Genomic DNA, 17,065 nt, shown 5'->3' on the forward strand with positions numbered 1-17,065 from the left:
CCGCTACGAGCGCAAAGCGGAGCACTTCCTGGCTTTCACCAGCATCGCCTGCACCCTCATCTGCTACCGCAGACTTACCAAATGAGATGATGTCTAAGGCCCCTCCGTCCTGAAGGGCCCTCCCCGGCGCCCCCGGTGGCAGAATCGGGGCCGTGGAGCGGGGATCCTCGAGCGGGAGCCCGAGCTGGCGCGACTGGCCTCGGCCGCGCGGGAGGCGGCGGACTGGGCCGGATGCCCCTCCGAGCGGCCGCGGACGTGTGCGGCACCGTTCAACTCCGGTTCCGCTCCAGCCAGTCGAGAGCCGCCCGGGCCGTGAACTCCTCCTGGCCTCCCCGCAGGAGCAGAGCGGCGCGGGTGAACTCCGGTGTGTCGGCCTGCGCCGCGACGTACGGGATCGCGATGCAGCGCATCCCGGCGGCGTGGGCCGTGGCCGCGCCCGGGGCGGCGTCCTCCAGGACCACGCAGTGGGCCGGCTCGGCGCCGAGCCGGCGGGCCGCCTCCAGGAACACGTCCGGCGCGGGCTTGCCATGGGCGACCTCGTCGGCCGAGACGGTCGTACGGAGATACGCGTCGAGGCCCGTCCCGGCGAGGATCGCGTCGATGGCCTCCGCGGAGGACCCCGAGGCGACGGCCATCGGCACGTTCTCACCGGCCAGCAGCTCCACGAACTTCCGCATCTCCGGGTACGCGCGCGTGGCCGTGCGGGCCAGCTCCAGATAGCGCCGGTTCTTGTCCGCGAGGAGTTCCGGCACGGACGCCCGCAGTCCGTACAGCGACTTCCACCGCGTGACCGTCTCCCGCGTGCTGATCCCGACGTACCGCTCGTGGTCGGTCCAGGTGAAGTCCGGGACCCCGTGCGCGGCGAGGGTCTGCCGACCCGCCTCGTAGTAGTTCGGCTCGCTGTCCACGAGCGTCCCGTCGAGATCGAAGATGACCGATATGCCGCTGAGCCTGCTCATGGCTTCCAGGATGTCAAAGATCAACTCCGGGCAGTGCGCCCGACCGACTCGACCAGCGGCAGCAGCCGGTGGGTGACCCGCTCCCGCAGCGCCACCTCGGTACGCGTCCGCACCACTCCGGGCACGCTGATCACCTTCTGGATCACGTCTTCCAGGTGCGCGTTGTCCCGCGCCACGACCCGCGTCAGCAGATCCCCGCCGCCCGCGATCGAGAACGCCTCGACGATCTCCGGCACCGACGCCAACGCGTCCCCCACGTCGTCGAGCCGCCCCTGGGTCACCTCGATGTGCACGAACGCCAGCACCGGATGACCGAGCGCGGCGGGCGACAGCGAGGGCCCCGTACCGGTGATCACCCCGTCCCGCTCCAGCCGGTCAAGGCGCGCCTGCAGCGTGCCCCGGGCGATCCCGAGGATCCGCGCGTACTCCCGCACACTCGTCCGCGGCCGCTCCAGCAGCAGCCGCAGGATACGGGTGTCGAGCTCGTCCACGGCCATGGCGTACGACCTCCTCGTGCCTGGTCCTTTGGCCCGCCGCCGGACGCTCCAGGACCGCCTCTTCTGTACCAATGGTCCAGCATAATCGGCCGCGCTTGAGCCGACAGTGGCGTGGATGCTGCAATGGGCCCGTCGATGGCGCTGCGGACCCCGCGGCGCCTTTTCCATGCCGGTGTCCAGCCGGTGTCCGAGGATTTCAGGGGGCGGTACGTGCTGAAGAGGGTGTTCATGGCGCCGGACCCGGGCCGGGTCCGGTTGCGCTTCGCCGCGCGGGCGGTGCTCGGCATCGGTCTCGCCGTCGTGGTGTGCGGCCTCGCGGGCCACTCGCTCGCCGGTGCCGTCACCGGCGGCCTCGCCGCGCTGCTCGCCCTGTTCACCGTCACGGACGCCACCGTCCGGCGGCAGGCGCTCACCACCGCCCTGCTGCCCGTCGTCGGCCTCCCGGTCCTCACCGCCGCGGCCGAGCTCCACGACCACCCCGTCGCCCGCGACCTCACCTTCCTCGCCGTGGTCGGCGCGGGCGTGTACGCCCGGCGTTGGGGACCGCGCGGCCACAGTCTCGGCGTCTTCGCGTTCATGACCTTCTTCGTGGCGCAGTTCCTGCACGCGACGACCGGCCGGCTGCCCGAGCTGTACGCCGCCGTCCTGCTGTCCGTGCTCACCGCCGGCGCGGTCCGTTTCGGCCTGTGGTGCTACGAGCGCCGGCTGCCCCCGGCCCCCGTACCCGCCCCGCCCGCCGGCACCGGCCTCGCCCGCGCGACCACCCGCCAGGCGGTCCAGGCCATGGCGGGCGCCGGCTTCGCCCTCGTCGTCGGCCAGCTCGTCTCCGGGCAGCGCTGGTACTGGGCCGTCGGCGCCACCTGGTGGATCTTCGTGAACACCGCCTCGCGCGGCGAGACCCTGGTGCGCGGCTTCCGCCGTGTCCTCGGCACGGTGATCGGCATCGGCCTCGGCCTGCTCGTCGCCGTACCCCTGCACGGAGCGCCGACGCCCACGGCCGCCCTGGTCGCCGTCTGTGTCTTCGGCATCTTCTACACGGCCGCCGTCTCGTACACGTGGATGATGCTCTGGGTCACCCTGCTCGCCGAGCTTCTCTACGGCCTCCTCGGCGTTCTGAACCCCGGCCTGCTGGCCCTGCGGCTTGCGGAGACCGGCGTGGGCGCGGTCGGGGCCGTCCTGGCCGTGCTGTTCGTCCTGCCGATCACCACCCACAGCGTCACCGACGCCTGGATCCAGCGCGCCCTGCGCTGCGTCCACGCCTGCACCGCAGAGGCCGCGGCCCGCCTCGCGGGAGTGCCGGGCGCCGACCCGGGCGGCCGGGTGACGGAACTGGAGCACCTGCTCGGCAGGGTCCGCCTCTCGGTGGCCCCACTGGTCCACCCCCTCAACCCCATGCCGGCCCGCAAGCGGCGCGCCCGCCGTGTCCTCGCCCTCCTCGACGACTGCGCCCGGGAGATCCGGGGCCTGGTCACCGTCGCCGCCGACCCGGACGCCTCGCACGACACCCGCCTGACCACCGCGTGCCGACGGGTGGAGGCCGCTGTGGAGGCACTCACGGGCGGCCGGGACTTCCCGGTGGCGGACCGTCCTGCCGCCGAGGAACCCGCACTGGCCCATCTGCACGGACTGGAACGGGCGCTCGCGGAGCTGGCGGCGCCCCTGCGGACGCCGACCGGCTCGCCGCTGGTGGGCGCCTGACCCCCCCATGTCCGTGACGACCCCGTGAATTTCACCGGGTTGGTCTAGACCGGTAGTGATCGACTGCTACCGTCGCCCCGAACGGCACAGACCGAGAGGGGACGACTGTGGCAGACGGCGGCGGGCGGCGACGGGCCTACATCGGGTCGTTCACGGCGGCGGGAGGCCCCGGCATCGTGACGGCGGCGGTGACCGCGGACACGGGCGCGCTGAAGGTGCTGAGCGGCCTGAACGGCGTACCCGATCCGTCGTATCTGGCCCTGTCGGCCGACGGGGACGTGCTGTACGCGGTGAGTGAGACGGCCGAGGGTGCGGTGGCCGCGTACCGGGTGACCGGCGACCGGCCCGAGCCGGCCGGCCCCCCGGTGACGGTGGACGGGAACACGCCCACGCACCTCGCCGTGCACGCCGGACACGTCCTGACCGCCAACTACGGCTCCGGCAGCGTCACCACCGTGCCGCTGCGCCCCGACGGCTCCCTCGCGGGCGCCCCCTCCGGCGTGCTCCGGCACACCGGCTCGGGCCCGCACGCACCCCGCCAGCAGGGCCCGCACGCCCACCAGGTGCAGCCCGACCCGAGCGGGCGCTGGATCGTCAGCGTCGACCTCGGCACGGACTCCGTGCGGGTGTGCACCCTGGCGGACGGCACGCTCGACGTGCACCGCGAGATCGCCCTGCGCCCCGGCTCGGGGCCACGCCACCTGGCCTTCCACCCGGACGGCACCCGTGCCTACATCCTCAACGAGCTCACCCCGACCCTCACCGTGTGCCGCTGGGACGCCGAGGACGGCACGCTGAAGCCCCTGAGCGAGACCCAGGTGCTGGCGGGCGCCCCTGCGGGCGACGCGTACCCGTCAGGTGTCGTCACGTCCCCCGACGGCCGGTTCGTGTGGACCGCCACCCGCGGCGAGGACGTCCTGTCCACGTTCGCCGTCGAGGGCGACGACCTGCGCCTGGTCGGCACGGTCATCTGCGGCGGCCGCTGGCCCCGGGCCCTCGCGGAGTCCGGCGGATTCCTGTACGTCGCCAATGAGCGCTCCGGCGAGGTGACCTGGTTCGCCGTGGACCCGGCGACCGGCCTGCCCCGGTACGAGGGCTCGATCGAGGTACCGGCCGCGTCCTGCGTGATCTTCGGCTGATCCGGGCCGCCACGCCGAAGGGCCCGCTCCGAGGAATGGAGCGGGCCCTTTCGGTGTCGCGGTCGCGGTGCGCGCGCTCAGCGCACCGGGGCGCCCTGTACCTGCTGCGGGGCGATGCCCAGCGCGGTCGTGTACTTGGCGAGGACGAGCTTGCCGATCGCCGGGTAGGGGCCGAGCGGCTCGGCGGCGGAACAGCCGGCCTCCTTGGCGGCCTCCTCGATCACCGCGGGGTCGATCTCCGGTCCTATCAGGTACGGCGCGAGCGCCAGCTGCTGCGAACCGGAGGACCGCAGCTGATCGGCGATGGACGCGATCGAGCCGTCCTGGTCGAGCGCCGCCGCCATGACCGGCACGGCCAGCCGCGCGGCGAGCAGCATGCCGGTGATCCCGGCCGCCTGCACGGCCTCCTCGCCACCCACCGCGCCGAGGATGATGCCGTCCGCGGCCGTCGTCACGGCGAACAGCCGAGCGCGGTCGGCGCGGGCCAGCCCGGCCTCCGACAGACGCACATGCAGCGCCTCGGCGAGCAGCGGGTGCGGGCCCAGCACATCGGTGAGGTCGGCCGCGAGCCGGCTGTCCATGACGGCCTGGCGGATCCGGCGCAGCAGCGAGCTGTCCGGCCCGGCGAGCAGCGGCACGACGACGGCGACGGGGCCCTCGGGCTCCCTGACGTCCACGCCGGCGGCCTTGGCCTGCTCGTAACGCGCGGTGCGTTCACCGGCGGTGTGGGCCAGCACGGCCTGGAGCGTGGGGAACTCCGAGTCGTCACCGTCCAGGTACCCGATCCGCGCGTCGAGGCCGGGCAGCTCGGAGCGGGCGATGCTCACGACCTCCTCGGCGAGGCTGCGCGTGGCCGGGCCTGGCGTGCCCGGCACCGCGAGGACGAGCGCGGGCGCGCCCTCGGGAGCCGCCAGCGGCTCGGGTCGGCGGTGCCGCCCGGGCTGGCGAGGTCGCGGCATTCGTACTGGCAGGCCGGACGCGGGTCCAGTGGGGGAGCTCATGGCGACGCATGTTACTGGCTTCCTGGGCTTCCCTGTTCGGGGAGGGTGCAGGTGAGCGGTATCCGTCCGGTTTTGTCTGATGAGTTACGTCCGCTTCAGCCCCTCTTTGGGGCCACCACGTACAGCATCGCCTCATCACCCGGCAGGGTGAGCGAACTTCGCGCCAGTTCTGTGGCGATCTGTACGGATCCCTCCAACGGTCCGCCCGCCGCCGGGACCCGCCGCGCGTGCGGCAACCGCCGTTCCAGCTCCTCCTCCAGTGGTACGACGAGGGCGGCACCCATCGCGAACAAGCCACCGGTGAGGCTGACATGCGCCTCGCCCCGCGCCGGACAGACCGTGGCCGCGGACTCGGCCATGTGCCGGGCCGCCTCGCGCAGGATCCCCCCGGCCACCGGGTCGCTGTCGGCGCAGGCCGCCACTTGGGGCGCGAACGAGGCGAGCACGGCGGGCCGGTCGGTACGCGGATAGAGCCGGCCCGGCAGCTCCCGCACCGGTCCGAACGACTCCTCGGCCCGGGCCAGCAGCACCGCCGAGCCCCCGGGCCGCCCGTCGTGGGCGCGCAGGGCGGCCTCCAGACCGGCCCGCCCGATCCACGCGCCGCCCCCGCAGTCGCCCAGCAGATGGCCCCAGCCGTCCGCCCGCCGCCAGGACGTGAGGTCGGTGCCGATCGCGATGAGACCGGTACCGGCGGCGACGACCGCACCCGGACGCGATCCGAGTGCGCCGGTGTAGGCGGTCACCGCGTCCGCGACGAGCGCGACGGTCCGCACCCCGAACTCCCGCTCCAGCGCGGTGGGAAGCTCGGCCCGCAGGGCATCGCCCAGGGTCGCCACACCGGCCGCCCCGACGACGGCGGTGCCGAGCCCGCTCACCCCCGCTTCGGGCAGCAACGCGCGCACCATGGGCACCAGTTGCTCCATCAGATGCCCCGGATCGATACCGCGCGGCCCCGTCCGCACCGGCACCCGCGACTCTCGCGGGGCCGTGGTCCCCCGGCCGGGGGCGCCGACGACGACCCGCAGGCCGGAGCCGCCGGAGTCGACGGCGAGGAACCCGTCCCCCGTAGCGGTCCCGTGAAGTGACAAGCTTCCCGCCTTCCCGATGACCGGCCGCGCGCTCTGCCCGACCCGCTCGAAGGTCTCGACGGGGAGGAAGAGTAACGCCCGTGGAGCCGCCCGCGCGGGGAGGCTTGCCTGGGCATGCGGGGTGTCAGTGGGTGCCAGTAGAGTGACACGCCGTGGCACCACGACCCTTGCACGAACTTGTCGAAGCAGGCTGGGCGAAGGCTCTCGAGCCCGCGGCCGAACGCATTGCCGCCATGGGGGACTTCCTCCGGGCCGAGATAGCGGCGGGCCGGACCTACCTGCCGGCCGGGGCGAATGTCCTGCGGGCCTTCCAGCAGCCCTTCGACGACGTCCGAGTCCTGATCGTCGGTCAGGACCCCTACCCGACGCCGGGGATGGCGATCGGTCTGAGTTTCGCGGTCTCGCCCGAGGTGCGTTCTCTGCCGGGCAGCCTGGAGAACATCTTCCGGGAGATGCATTCCGACCTGGGGCTGCCCCGGCCGTCGAACGGCGATCTGACGCCGTGGACCGAGCAGGGCGTGCTGCTGCTCAACAGGGCGCTGACGACCGCCCCGCGCAAGCCGGGCGCGCACCGCGGCCAGGGCTGGGAAGAGGTCACCGAGCAGGCGATACGTGCACTCGCGGCGCGTGGCAAGCCGCTGGTGTCGATCCTGTGGGGGCGCGACGCGCGTAATCTGCGGCCGCTCCTGGGGGACCTTCCGGCCATTGAGTCCGCTCATCCCTCGCCGATGTCGGCGGACCGCGGATTCTTCGGCTCGCGTCCGTTCAGCCGGGCCAACGATCTGCTGCTGCGGCAGGGTGCCCAGCCGGTGGACTGGCGACTGCCGTAGACCCCCGGTGGGCCCCCTCCACCGCGCGGTGGAGAGGGCCGGGCCGCCGACCGCGATCAGGTCGCCGTGAATCCGTCGAACGTGGCGATGCCCCGCCCGTCGGTCCAGCCGTTGGCCGCGGTCATGAAGACCCCGACGTCCTGTGCGGCGGCCGCGCCTGACGGCGTGGCCGTGCCCACCGTCGTCCAGGTGATGCCGTCGGTGCTGGCCTCACCGGTGTACGAGGTGCCGGACCGGGTCAGCCGCAGCCGCACCGGGGCGGTGAAGGACCCAGACAGTTCGATCGAGTCGAAACGGCCGTCACCGTCCGCGTCCCAGCTCAGCGCGCAGCCGTTGGACGGTGTGATCGCCAGGTTCACATAGCCCGCACTCCCCTGCGTACCGAGGTCGTTGCGGACGATGAGGCCCGCCCGTGCCCACCCTCCGGTGGCGTCCTGGGACGTGACCGTGACCTGGGCCACCGTTCCGTCCTGGTACCCGCCCGCCCGGTACACCGCCCCGAACTCGTTGGTGCCGCCCCACAGATCGGCCCCCGCGCCCTCGATGGCGATCTCGTCGCCGGCCTGGCCGAACACCGCGTCGTTGTAGGAGACCGCCCGGTACGGGTTCCCGACCCCGGCCGCGGCCATCAGCCGTACCGGCGCCACCGCCTTCCCGCCACCCGCGTATGCCGCCGACGCGACGACCTGGCCGACCAGTTCCGTAGGCGCACCCGCCAGCGAGACCTCGAAGCGAGCGGCGAACGTTGCGCCGGACGCCACCGACGCCTTGTTCACCGGATCGAGCGCCTTCACCGCCAAGCCCTCGGGGGCTGTGACGGAGAGGGCCACGCCGCGTGCGGCCGTGAACCCGTTCCTGTTGGTGAAGGTGACCGTCACCGTCGCGGGCGTGCCCTCGGCCACCGCTCCCCGGTCGACACCCGCCGTGAGGGCCGCCTGGTAGGGAATGGCGGCGAGCAGATCGCGCACCCTGCGGGCCAGGGCGTACGGGGAGCCGTGAGGACTGGTCGGGTGCGTCTCGTGCGCGTGCGCCCAGCGGTCTTCCAGGGCGAACCAGTCGATCGTCGACGGGTCCTTTCCCGTGGCGAGAGCGTTGAAGTACGTCGACCAGCGGGTGCGGTACAGGCCGCCGACCAGTCCGGACCACTCCCGGTTCGCGTAGTCGTGCAGGCCCTCTTCGCTGCTCTGGCGTCCGCCCCAGGTGGTGATGAGGGAGCGGACGTCGTACTCGAGGCGGTCCTTCTCGGCCCGGTCGGCGCCCCAGGAGCGCGCGTCGGCGAGCCACCGCCCGAGCAGATGCGGGCCGGAGGTCGCCAGCAGGTCGTCGAGGAGGTCCATCCAGCCCAGCCAGGTCTTGGTCAGCCTGCCGAACAGGGGCTTGTCCCCGGCGTCGTGGGCGGCCTTGATCTGCGGCAGCAGGACCCGGCTGCGGTTGGACAGGACCTGACGGGCCACGTCGACGACGTCGTACCGGTAGGCCGAGCTGTCCCTCAACTCCGCCCGTACCGCGAGGAGTTCTGTGAGCGCGGCGTCGAAGACCGTGGTGTCGTAGCGGTCCTTCTCCGGCCCCCAGGCGGCGGCCTTGTTCGCCGTCAGGCTCGGACGGGCGCCGAACAGGCCGTCGGGTGCCTCGCTCCAGGAGTCCGCGCGGGACATGTTGTACGCGGTGTCGCGGATCGTCTGCCAGGCCGCCGCCGCGTGCCGGTCGGGGCCGCCGTAGCGGGAGAGCGCGTACGCGGCGAACCAGTCGTCCAGGTCCACGGTGCCGGGCGTCCAGGCCAGGTCGGTGAGGAGGGCGAGGGCCGGCGCGTTGTTGTCCGCCCCCTCGGGCATCGCCGCGATGCCGGCGAGCGAACTGCCTTCCTTGTCACGCCACTTGGGGTACTGCTCCACCCAGTCCGGGGCGTTGGCGCCGATCGGGGTGTGGCCGCCGAAGTTCCAGATGCTGCCGAAGGCGTACGGGGTGCCGCCCCAGTCGCTCTCCCGGTCCGTGACGGTGGTGTAGCGGTCCGACAGGCCGTCCACGATCAGCATCCGGCTCGTGTCGACGCCGTCGAGCAGCTCCTTGGCCGGGTTGTTCTGCCAGCCGAGGATCGCCCACACGGCCCCCGGGTGGGCCTTCTGCAGTGCCGCCTGGACGGCCCCCGCGGCCTCGCCCACCGGCACGTCACCGGCGTTGCCGCCCTCGTGCAGCAGGTCCATCTTGTACATCGTGCTCCCGCCGAACCGCTCCTTCTGGGCACGGTAGAAGGTGGCGGCCACGTCGGCGAAGGCAGTGGTGCGCGGGTCGAGCCAGTCGGGGCGTTTGAAGGCGCCCCAGGTGCCCTGCGCCACCACCGCCGCGTCGCCGCCGTGCCTGGCGGGGAAGTCGTCCGGGACGCTGCCGTAGTAGCCCGGCAGGACCGGCGTCATGCCCAGGTCGCGCACCCGGTCGATGATCTTCTCGGCGAGCGCGGCACGCTTCTCGAGGAGCTGCCGGGAGACGGGCCCGCCGAAGCCCGACATGTTCTGCAGCAGCCACCAGGGCTGGTGGGCCGGGGCCGGAATCCAGGCGCGCATCTCGGCGTCGGTGTAGCCGAACCGACGGAACGTGTCGTAGTAGACGGCGTCGCCCCCCACGTAGACGAGGACCCGGTTGACTCCGTGCACGGCCAGCACGTCCAGCTCGTACTGCCAGGCGTCCCAGTCGCGGTAGGCGCCGGTGTAACCCTCGTTGGTGTCGTTGAAGGCGAAGCGGTGCGGCACGTTGGCCGTTCCCGTGATCGCTGCGGCGGGCGCGGGGAGGACGCGCGGCAGGTTCAGCTGCTCACCGGTCCAGGAGACGGAGGCGTGCGCGGTCCGCCGCAGGTAGGTGTGGAGGCCCGTGAGCAGCACGGCGGGACTGGTGCCCTCCACCGTGATCTGCCCCGCCCGGCCGGTGACCCGGAAGTGGTCGGTGTCGTCCTTGACGGCCCGCAGGGTGAGCTGCCGGTAGTGGTCGGGAAGCAGCCGCTTCACAGCGGCCGCGGCGGGCGCGGTGCTGAACAGGGCGCCGTCGGCGGCGTACGCGCCTTGCGGGAGGGGCAGCAGCGCGGCGCCGCCCAGCACCACCGCACCCGTGAGGATCCGTCTGCGGGTGACGCCTGGGAGGTCGAGGTCGCCTCGGTTGTCGTGCATGAACGTCCTTCCGCAGAGCTCAGTTGATCGTCAAGGCGAAGATGTGCAGGGCCGGGGCGCCCGCCTGGATGCCGTCGCTGACCTCGGGCAGGACCACGGAACGCAGTTGCTTCCCGGCCGCGAGATCGACGCCGAACGTGAACAGGCTGACGGGGTTGTCGTCCCGGCCGGAGCTGAGGTGCCGGTAGGGCAGCACCACCGCGGCGGCGGAGTTCGCGCCGTACCAGTCGGGGACGGCGACCGAGAACGCCTGCTCGGTGCCGTCGGCGTAGACGACCTTGCCGTCGCCCTTGCCCTCGCCCCAGGTGCTGGTGCCGAGGAAGGACAGCCGGGAACCGGAGCCGGACAGCAGCACGGTCTGACCGGAGGAGATGACGTTGTCCGGGCTCCCGGGCTGGGTGTCCGGCCAGGTGAAGGGCACCCCGTCGTAGGTGACCGTGGCACCTGGAGTCAGCCCCACCGACGCCAGCGCCTCGGCGGACAGGCTGGAGTTGGAGCCGTCGATGTTCGCGGCGGTGAGGGCGTCGGCGGAGGAGATCCCCGCGTTGTCGAACGCCTTGGACAGCGAGCGGTACGGCAGCAGGACGGGGGTGGTGGCGCGGGTGCAGTCGGAGCCGTGGCGGTGCACGTCGAAGAGGGCGTGCGCGGTGAACACGATCCGGCCCTCGGCGTCGTCGGCGAGCCGGGTCCGCCAGGTGCGGGTCACCGACCGTCCGGGCGCGAGGTCGCCCAGGCCGTCCGGTTCGGCCGAGTCGTCCACAGCGAGATAGAGCACGGTGCCGCGCAGCGCGATCCTGGTGGAGTTGGTGAGGGTGGCCGTCAGGGTCACGGTCTTGCCGGCCTCGGGTGCGGCCGGGGTGACGGTGAGCGAGACCGGCGGCGAGAGGAAGTCCTCCTCGGGACGGTAGGCGGTCACGACGCCTCCACGGTGAAGCGGTCGAACACGGCCTGGACCGTCGTACCGGGGTAGTTGAGGTTCACGGCGCTCGCCACCACGCCCGCGTCCAGGGCGCCGCTCGCGGAGGACACGGTCGCGCTCGCGATCTCGTTCCAGGAGAGGCCGTTGTTGATACTGGTGTACGCGGTGCACGTCGTGCCGTCACGGACCAGGCGCAGCCAGGCGGGGTGGGTGGAAACGCCGCCCCCGGCCCAGGTGTCGAGATGTCCGTTCCCGTCGCTGTCGGTCATGAACTCGACGCCGTACGACTTCGACATGGTGAGGACGGCGTAGCCGCCCTCCTCCGGGGCGGTGAGGTCGTTGGCGACGGCGATGCCGTACTTGGCGGTGGGGTTGTCGCTGCCGGTGAGGCTGACCGTCTCGACCTGCACAACGCTCGACTCGGCGGCGGAGCCGGGAAGGAGGATGCCCCCCTTCTCATCGGTGCCGCCGGAGAAGTCGCGGCCGCCCGCCCAGATCACCAACTGGCTGCCGTACTGGCCGAACTCGGCGTCGTCGGTGGTGGCGAACGTCCGGTACGGGTCCCGCACCCCATTGGGCTCGTAGGGCACGGTGAACGTCTTCGCGGACCGCGCGCAGTCGCTGCTGCGCTCGTTGACGTCGAAGACCAGGTGCGCGGTGAATGACACGTCCCCGGCCATGTCGGCCGGGATCGCCGTCCGCCAGCGCCGGGTCGTCTTCGTGCCGGGCCGCAGGTCGCCGAGCGGGATGGTCTTCGCCGCGGTGGTGGCTCGGGGGTTGAGCAGATGGAGCACGGCGTTGCGGAGCGGGAAGGGACAGTCGTTGGTGAGGACCGCGGTGGCGGTGACCGTGTCACCACCGGCCGGCTCGGCGGGTTCCGTGGTGACGGTGAGCGTGGGCCCCAGGGTGTCGAACTCCGTACCGTTGTGGATTCTCATGCCGGTCACCGGGCCCAGTCGACGGTGAAGACGTTGGCGATGTCGCTGGGCAGGGAGGACGGCACGGTGATGTTGATCTTCCCGTCACGGCGGGTCCACCGCAGACTGCCGCTCGCGCCGAGCAGCCGGATCCGGGACGTCGCGCCGATGGGAATGTCGCCGGGCACCGAGAGGGTGCCACTGGGCTTGCCCAGGACGATGATGTTGAACTTGCCGGGGGAGACGGTGTAGCGGATGCCGAGGGGGCTGCCCTCCTCCTCCGCCCGTACCCAGGGTGTCGACCCGTAGATCGCCGGGCCGTTGATCTTCAGCCAGGCGCCGATGTCCCGCAGCCGCTCCTGCATGATCTCGGGGATCGTGCCGTCCGGCCTGGGGCCGATGTTGAGCAGCAGGTTGCCGTTCTTGCTGACCACGTCGGCGAGCAGCTGGATCAGGAACTCGGAGGTCTTGTAGTCCTCGTCCGGCTCGTGCTTGTTGTAGCCCCAGGAGTAGCCGATGGTCATGCAGCACTCCCACTTCTGCGGGTCCATCGTGGGGTTGGTGCGCTGCTCGTACGTCGCGAAGTCGAAGTGGGTGTCGAACCGGTCGTTGATCACGACACCCTTGGGGTGCCTACGGTTCTTGGCCTGGTTGTAGTAGTGGGCCATGGGTTCTTCGCTGCGCCACGGCGGGTTGCCGGTGGGTCGGAACCACTGTCCGTCGGCCCACAGCAGCTCCGGGTCGTAGCGGTCGACGATCTCGTACAGTTGCTTGAGCTCGTAGTCGCCGACGTAGTCCTGGACCGGCTTGTAGCCGGTCATCGGGATCTCCTGGTCGGTGTAGAAGTTGCGCATCGGCCGGCCGATCGCCGGGTTGAAGAACTCGCCGAGAGAGTAGTACAGGCCGGGGCGTACGGTGCCGCGCCTGCGGGCCGCGGTCATCAGCTCACCGACGAGGTCACGCTTCGGGCCGTACGCCACGGAGTGACGGTTCGTCACCTTGCTGGGATAGAGGGCGAATCCGTCGTGGTGCTTGCTGGTCAGCGCGAAGTACTCGGCGCCCGCCTGCTCGAACAGACGCACCCAGGCGTCGGGGTCGTACTTCTCGGCCTTGAACCGGGGGATGAGGTCGTCGTAGGTGACGTTCTCGCCGTAGATGTCGCGGTGGTACTTCCACTCGGCGGTGTCCTTGGTGCTCTGGTACCACAGGTACCACTCGGAGGCGCTTCTCGGTGTCGCGCCGCCGATCACCGAGTAGATGCCCCAGTGGACGAAGATGCCGAACTTGGCGTCCTTGTACCAGCGCGGCACCGGGTGGGTGTCGAGGGAGGCCTTGGTGGGCCGGTAGTCGGGGAGGCCCGGGGTGCCGGACACGGCGCCCTGCGTGAGCGCCTGGGCCGTGCCGGGCGGGGCGAGCAGCACCGCGCCGCCCAGGGCGGCCGCGGTGGTCATGAAGTGTCTGCGGTCGACTGCCATGGAGGTGCCTCTCAGCCGTGCGTGGAGAAGGAGTCGAAGAGTGCTGTGGTGATCTGGCCGGGGTAGTTGAGGTTGACGGCGCTCGCGACCAGACCTGCGTCACCGGTGCCGCTCGCGGAGGGAACGGTCGCGGTGCCGACCTGCTGCCAGGCGGTGCCGTCGGAACTGGCGTACGCGGTGTAGGCGGTGCCGTCGCGGACGAGCTTCAGCCAGGCGGGGTGGTACGAACTGCCGCCGCCGGCCCAGGTGTCGAGCTTCCCGTCGCCGTCGCTGTCGGTCAGGAACTCCAGGCCGTACTGAGCGGACATGGTGAGCACCGCGTAACCGCCCGCCTCCGGCGCGGTGAGGTCGTTGGCCACGGCGATCCCCGCCTTGGCGGACGGGCCACTGCCGGTCTGACCGACGACCCGGGCGGTCACCGTGCCGGACGGCGGCGCGACGTCTCCGAGGTAGACCGCCGCCTTCTCGTCCTTCCAGCCGGAGAGGTCCTGGCCGCCCGCCCAGATGGCGAACTGGTCGCCGTTCTGGGCGTATTGGGCCGGCTCGGTGGTGGTGGCGGTCGTCAGGTACGGCGCCCGGACTTCGGACGGAGCGGGGGTCACCGTGGCGTCCACGCTGTCGGAGTCGTGCCGGGTACGGCCGTCCTGGACGAAGGAGGTGCGTACGCCGATCTCGTGGGCGCCCCAGGTGGTGTCGGCCGCGGGGGTCACCGTCCAGGTGACGGTGGCGCTGTCACCCGGGGCGAGGGAGCGGGTGCGCGTGCTGCCGACCGGTTCGGCGGACCAGCCGTCGGGGAGGCTGAGGCGCGTCCTGACCCGAGTGACCGCCCTGGGACCGGTGTTGGTGACGGTCGACGTGATCTCCGTACCCTCGCCGCCCGTTTGCAGCATCGGCCGATACGGCGTGAGCCGGACGCGGGCCGAGGGGCAGTCACGGGCCACCCGCAGCCCGGCGAGGTCGACCGCGTCGGCGAACGCCTTCATCCCGGTGTCGTTGGGGTGCAGATGGTCACCGGAGTCGAACGCGGCGGCGTAGCGGGTCGGATCGTCCGGATCCCTTACGGCCCTGTCGAAGTCGGCGTAGCCGTCGAAGACGCCGCCGTCGCGGACGAACGTGTTGACCCGCTGCCGGTCGGCCTCCTTGGCCTCGGTCCACCAGTCCCCCCAGCCGCGATACGGCACGACGGTCGCGCCGATCACGCGCAGCCCGCGTTCGTGGGCGCGGCGCACGATCTCCTTCATGCCGTCGATCACCTGATCACCGGTGGCGCCGCCCCAACTGAGGTCGTTGACGCCCTCGAAGAGGACCACCGTCCGCGCTCCCGGCTGCGACAGCACATCGCGCTCCAGCCGGTCCAGCGCGGACGGGTTGCCGTCGACGCCGGCCGTGATCCGGTTGCCGCTGATGCCTTCGTTCAGCACTCCGGCGGTGGTCGAGCAGGCCGAGAGCCGCCCCGCCAGGTAGTCGGGCCAGCGCCGGTTGGCGTCCGAGGTGGAGGCCGCGCCGTCGGTGATGGAGTCGCCGAGCGCGACCACAGAGCCCGTCGTGCTGCCGCCCCGTACGTCGACACCGGTCAGGAACGGGAAGGTGGAGTCGGTCCTGGTGAAGGCGTCCCCGTCGGCGTCCGAGGTGTGGTCGCCGCCTCCGTCGGGCGTCCAGTAGACGCTCTGGAGGCCCATCCAGTGCTGGCTGACGTGGGTGAGCCGGCCGGGGAAGTACAGGCTGACGACCAAGTCGCTGCGGGCGGGCACGGTGAGCCGGACCTGATCGCCGGCCACCTGACCACCGGCGGGGATCGTCACCTCGGGCTTTCCGCCGAACCGCACCTGCCGCGGTCTCGTGACGGTGGAGCCGCCGTCGCGCAGACCCACGGTCGCATGCCCGATCGTCACCGGCTCAGTGGTGAAGTCGTTGGTCAGGCGGATGCGTACGCTCGACCCGCCGGCGCTCACCCGCACCGGTATCCGAACCGTCACCTCCGAGGTGCCCGGGTCGTACGCGGCGTGCTGGGCGGTCGCCCACGTCCCCGTCCACGCCTGCTGTGTGGTCTCGGCCGCGGCCGGTACCGCCGGAAGCAGGGCTGCCACGATGGCCGACAACGCCGTGGCCAGGACCGCGAATCTTCGGTGTCCCCGCCAGTGTTCAAGCCGTCCAGACACGGTTCCTCCTCAGGAACAGCCGCGGCCGAGGCCGAGCTCGCTCAGGTCGATGGAGTCGGCGAATGCCTTCATCCCGGCGTCATTGGGATGCAGATGGTCACCGGAGTCGTACGCCGCACCCAGCCGCTGCGGATCCGCCGGATCCCGGACCGCCCGGTCGAAGTCGGCGTAGTCGTCGAAGACCCGGCCGGAGTCCCGGGCGAACGCGTTGACCTGCTGTCGCCGCGCTTCCGTCTCCTCGCTCCAGCCGCCCCAGGTGAAGTCCTTGTACGGCGTGATCGTGGCGCCGACGACCCGCATCCCGCGTCGGTGCGCCCGGGCGGCGATCTCCGTCATCCCGGCGATGATCCGCTCGGCACTCGCCCCGCCGAGGTCGTTGATGCCCTCGAAGAGGATCAGAGTCCTGGCTCCCGGCTGGGAGAGCACATCGCGGTCGAGCCGGTCGAGCGCCGACGGGTTGGTCTCGGTCCCGGCGGTGATCCGGTTGCTGGTGATGCCCGCGTTGAGCACCCCGGCGCCGGGCAGGCAGGCGTTCAGCCGGGCCGACAGCAGGTCCGGCCAGCGCTGATTCGTGTCGGCCGTCGAGTAGGACCCGTCGGTGATCGAGTCGCCGAGCGCCACCACCGACCCTGTCCTCGGCGCGGTCACATCGACACCGCTGAGGAACGGCCAGCTCGTGGTGGTCCAGGTGTAGGCGTCACCGGAGGTGTCGGCGGCGTGATCGCCCGCCCCGTAGTCCGTCCAGTACACGGTCTGCTGCGCCCACCAGTGATCGGTGATGTGCGTGACCTGGCCGGGCAGATGCAGACTGACGACCAGGTCGGCCAGAGCAGGCACGGCGAGCCGGACCGGGTCGCTGACGGCCTGGCCACCCGCCGGGACGGTGACCGCGCGCTTCCCGCCGAACCGCAGGTCGTACGGGCGGGCCACGGCGGAGCCGCCGTCGCGCAGGCCCACGGTCGCGTGCCCGATCGTCACCGGGTCGGTGGCGTAGGCGTTGGTCAGCCGAATGCGTACGGCCGCGCCGCCGACGCTGGTGCGCACCGGCATCCGTACCGTCACCTCGGACATTCCCGAGACCTCGTAGTGTTCACTGGCCGCCGTCGCCCAGGTCCCCGTCCAGCCCCGCCGGTCCCCTTGCTGACCGGCCTCGGCGGGTGCCACCGTCCCGGCCACGACGGCCGAGACGGTCAGCAGCAACGCCATGAGCCTGCCGCGTATCACCGGC

13 protein-coding genes are annotated in these 17,065 nt (G+C 72.0%); 3 read left to right on the forward strand and 10 right to left on the reverse strand.

The features are described from left to right. Positions 1-269: 269 nt before the first annotated feature. Both ACIRP7_RS31155 and ACIRP7_RS31160 read right to left on the reverse strand, forming a co-directional pair. Positions 270-959, reverse strand: coding sequence for an HAD family hydrolase (locus tag ACIRP7_RS31155; protein ID WP_403665969.1), 690 nt, complete (start codon positions 957-959; stop codon positions 270-272). Between the two features lie 20 nt (positions 960-979). After that, the gene (locus tag ACIRP7_RS31160) at positions 980-1,456 is read right to left on the reverse strand and encodes an Lrp/AsnC family transcriptional regulator (protein WP_403665971.1); all 477 of its coding nucleotides are present in this window, start codon (positions 1,454-1,456) and stop codon (positions 980-982) included. Positions 1,457-1,666: 210 nt separating this feature from the next. Here ACIRP7_RS31160 and ACIRP7_RS31165 point away from each other — a divergent pair, with 210 nt between their 5' ends. Beyond that, positions 1,667-3,154: an FUSC family protein gene (locus tag ACIRP7_RS31165; RefSeq protein ID WP_403665973.1), complete on the forward strand. Its 1,488-nt coding sequence runs from the start codon at positions 1,667-1,669 to the stop codon at positions 3,152-3,154. 107 nt (positions 3,155-3,261) lie between these two features. Then, positions 3,262-4,293, forward strand: coding sequence for a lactonase family protein (locus tag ACIRP7_RS31170; RefSeq protein WP_403665975.1), 1,032 nt, complete (start codon positions 3,262-3,264; stop codon positions 4,291-4,293). Between the two features lie 77 nt (positions 4,294-4,370). Here ACIRP7_RS31170 and ACIRP7_RS31175 read toward each other — a convergent pair whose 3' ends face one another. Continuing rightward, a complete protein-coding gene (locus ACIRP7_RS31175; protein WP_403665977.1) occupies positions 4,371-5,294 on the reverse strand; it encodes a sirohydrochlorin chelatase in 924 nt (307 codons plus the stop codon). Positions 5,295-5,389: 95 nt separating this feature from the next. Further along, on the reverse strand, positions 5,390-6,382 hold the full coding sequence (locus ACIRP7_RS31180; RefSeq protein ID WP_403665979.1) for an N-acetylglucosamine kinase: 993 nt from the start codon (positions 6,380-6,382) through the stop codon (positions 5,390-5,392). A 152-nt stretch (positions 6,383-6,534) separates the two neighbouring features. Here ACIRP7_RS31180 and ACIRP7_RS31185 point away from each other — a divergent pair, with 152 nt between their 5' ends. Next, positions 6,535-7,212: a uracil-DNA glycosylase gene (locus ACIRP7_RS31185; RefSeq protein ID WP_403665981.1), complete on the forward strand. Its 678-nt coding sequence runs from the start codon at positions 6,535-6,537 to the stop codon at positions 7,210-7,212. A gap of 56 nt (positions 7,213-7,268) precedes the next feature. On the opposite strand, the gene ACIRP7_RS31190 is transcribed toward ACIRP7_RS31185, so the two are convergent. From ACIRP7_RS31190 to ACIRP7_RS31215, 6 genes are read right to left on the reverse strand one after another with little or no spacing between them, the layout of a single operon-like run. Beyond that, positions 7,269-10,367 carry an alpha-N-acetylglucosaminidase TIM-barrel domain-containing protein gene (locus ACIRP7_RS31190; RefSeq protein ID WP_403665983.1) on the reverse strand — a complete coding sequence of 1,033 codons (3,099 nt, stop codon included), beginning with the start codon at positions 10,365-10,367 and terminating at the stop codon, positions 7,269-7,271. Positions 10,368-10,386: 19 nt separating this feature from the next. After that, entirely contained in the window at positions 10,387-11,283 is an 897-nt protein-coding gene (locus ACIRP7_RS31195; protein WP_403665985.1) for a beta-glucosidase, read from the reverse strand. Beyond that, complete coding sequence (locus ACIRP7_RS31200; protein ID WP_403665987.1) at positions 11,280-12,224, reverse strand: hypothetical protein; 945 nt, start codon at positions 12,222-12,224, stop codon at positions 11,280-11,282. Before ACIRP7_RS31200 ends, ACIRP7_RS31195 begins: the two co-directional genes overlap by 4 nt. Before the next feature lie 5 nt (positions 12,225-12,229). After that, positions 12,230-13,678, reverse strand: coding sequence for an alpha-L-fucosidase (locus ACIRP7_RS31205; protein WP_403665989.1), 1,449 nt, complete (start codon positions 13,676-13,678; stop codon positions 12,230-12,232). A gap of 11 nt (positions 13,679-13,689) precedes the next feature. Then, complete coding sequence (locus tag ACIRP7_RS31210) at positions 13,690-15,837, reverse strand: GDSL-type esterase/lipase family protein (protein WP_403665991.1); 2,148 nt, start codon at positions 15,835-15,837, stop codon at positions 13,690-13,692. Positions 15,838-15,846: 9 nt separating this feature from the next. Next, positions 15,847-17,061 (reverse strand): SGNH/GDSL hydrolase family protein, encoded by a 1,215-nt coding sequence (locus ACIRP7_RS31215; RefSeq protein WP_403665993.1) that lies wholly within the window; start codon positions 17,059-17,061, stop codon positions 15,847-15,849. Positions 17,062-17,065 lie beyond the last annotated feature (4 nt).

It is taken from the genome of Streptomyces sp. NPDC102270, assembly GCF_044766405.1.
Taxonomy (GTDB): domain Bacteria; phylum Actinomycetota; class Actinomycetes; order Streptomycetales; family Streptomycetaceae; genus Streptomyces.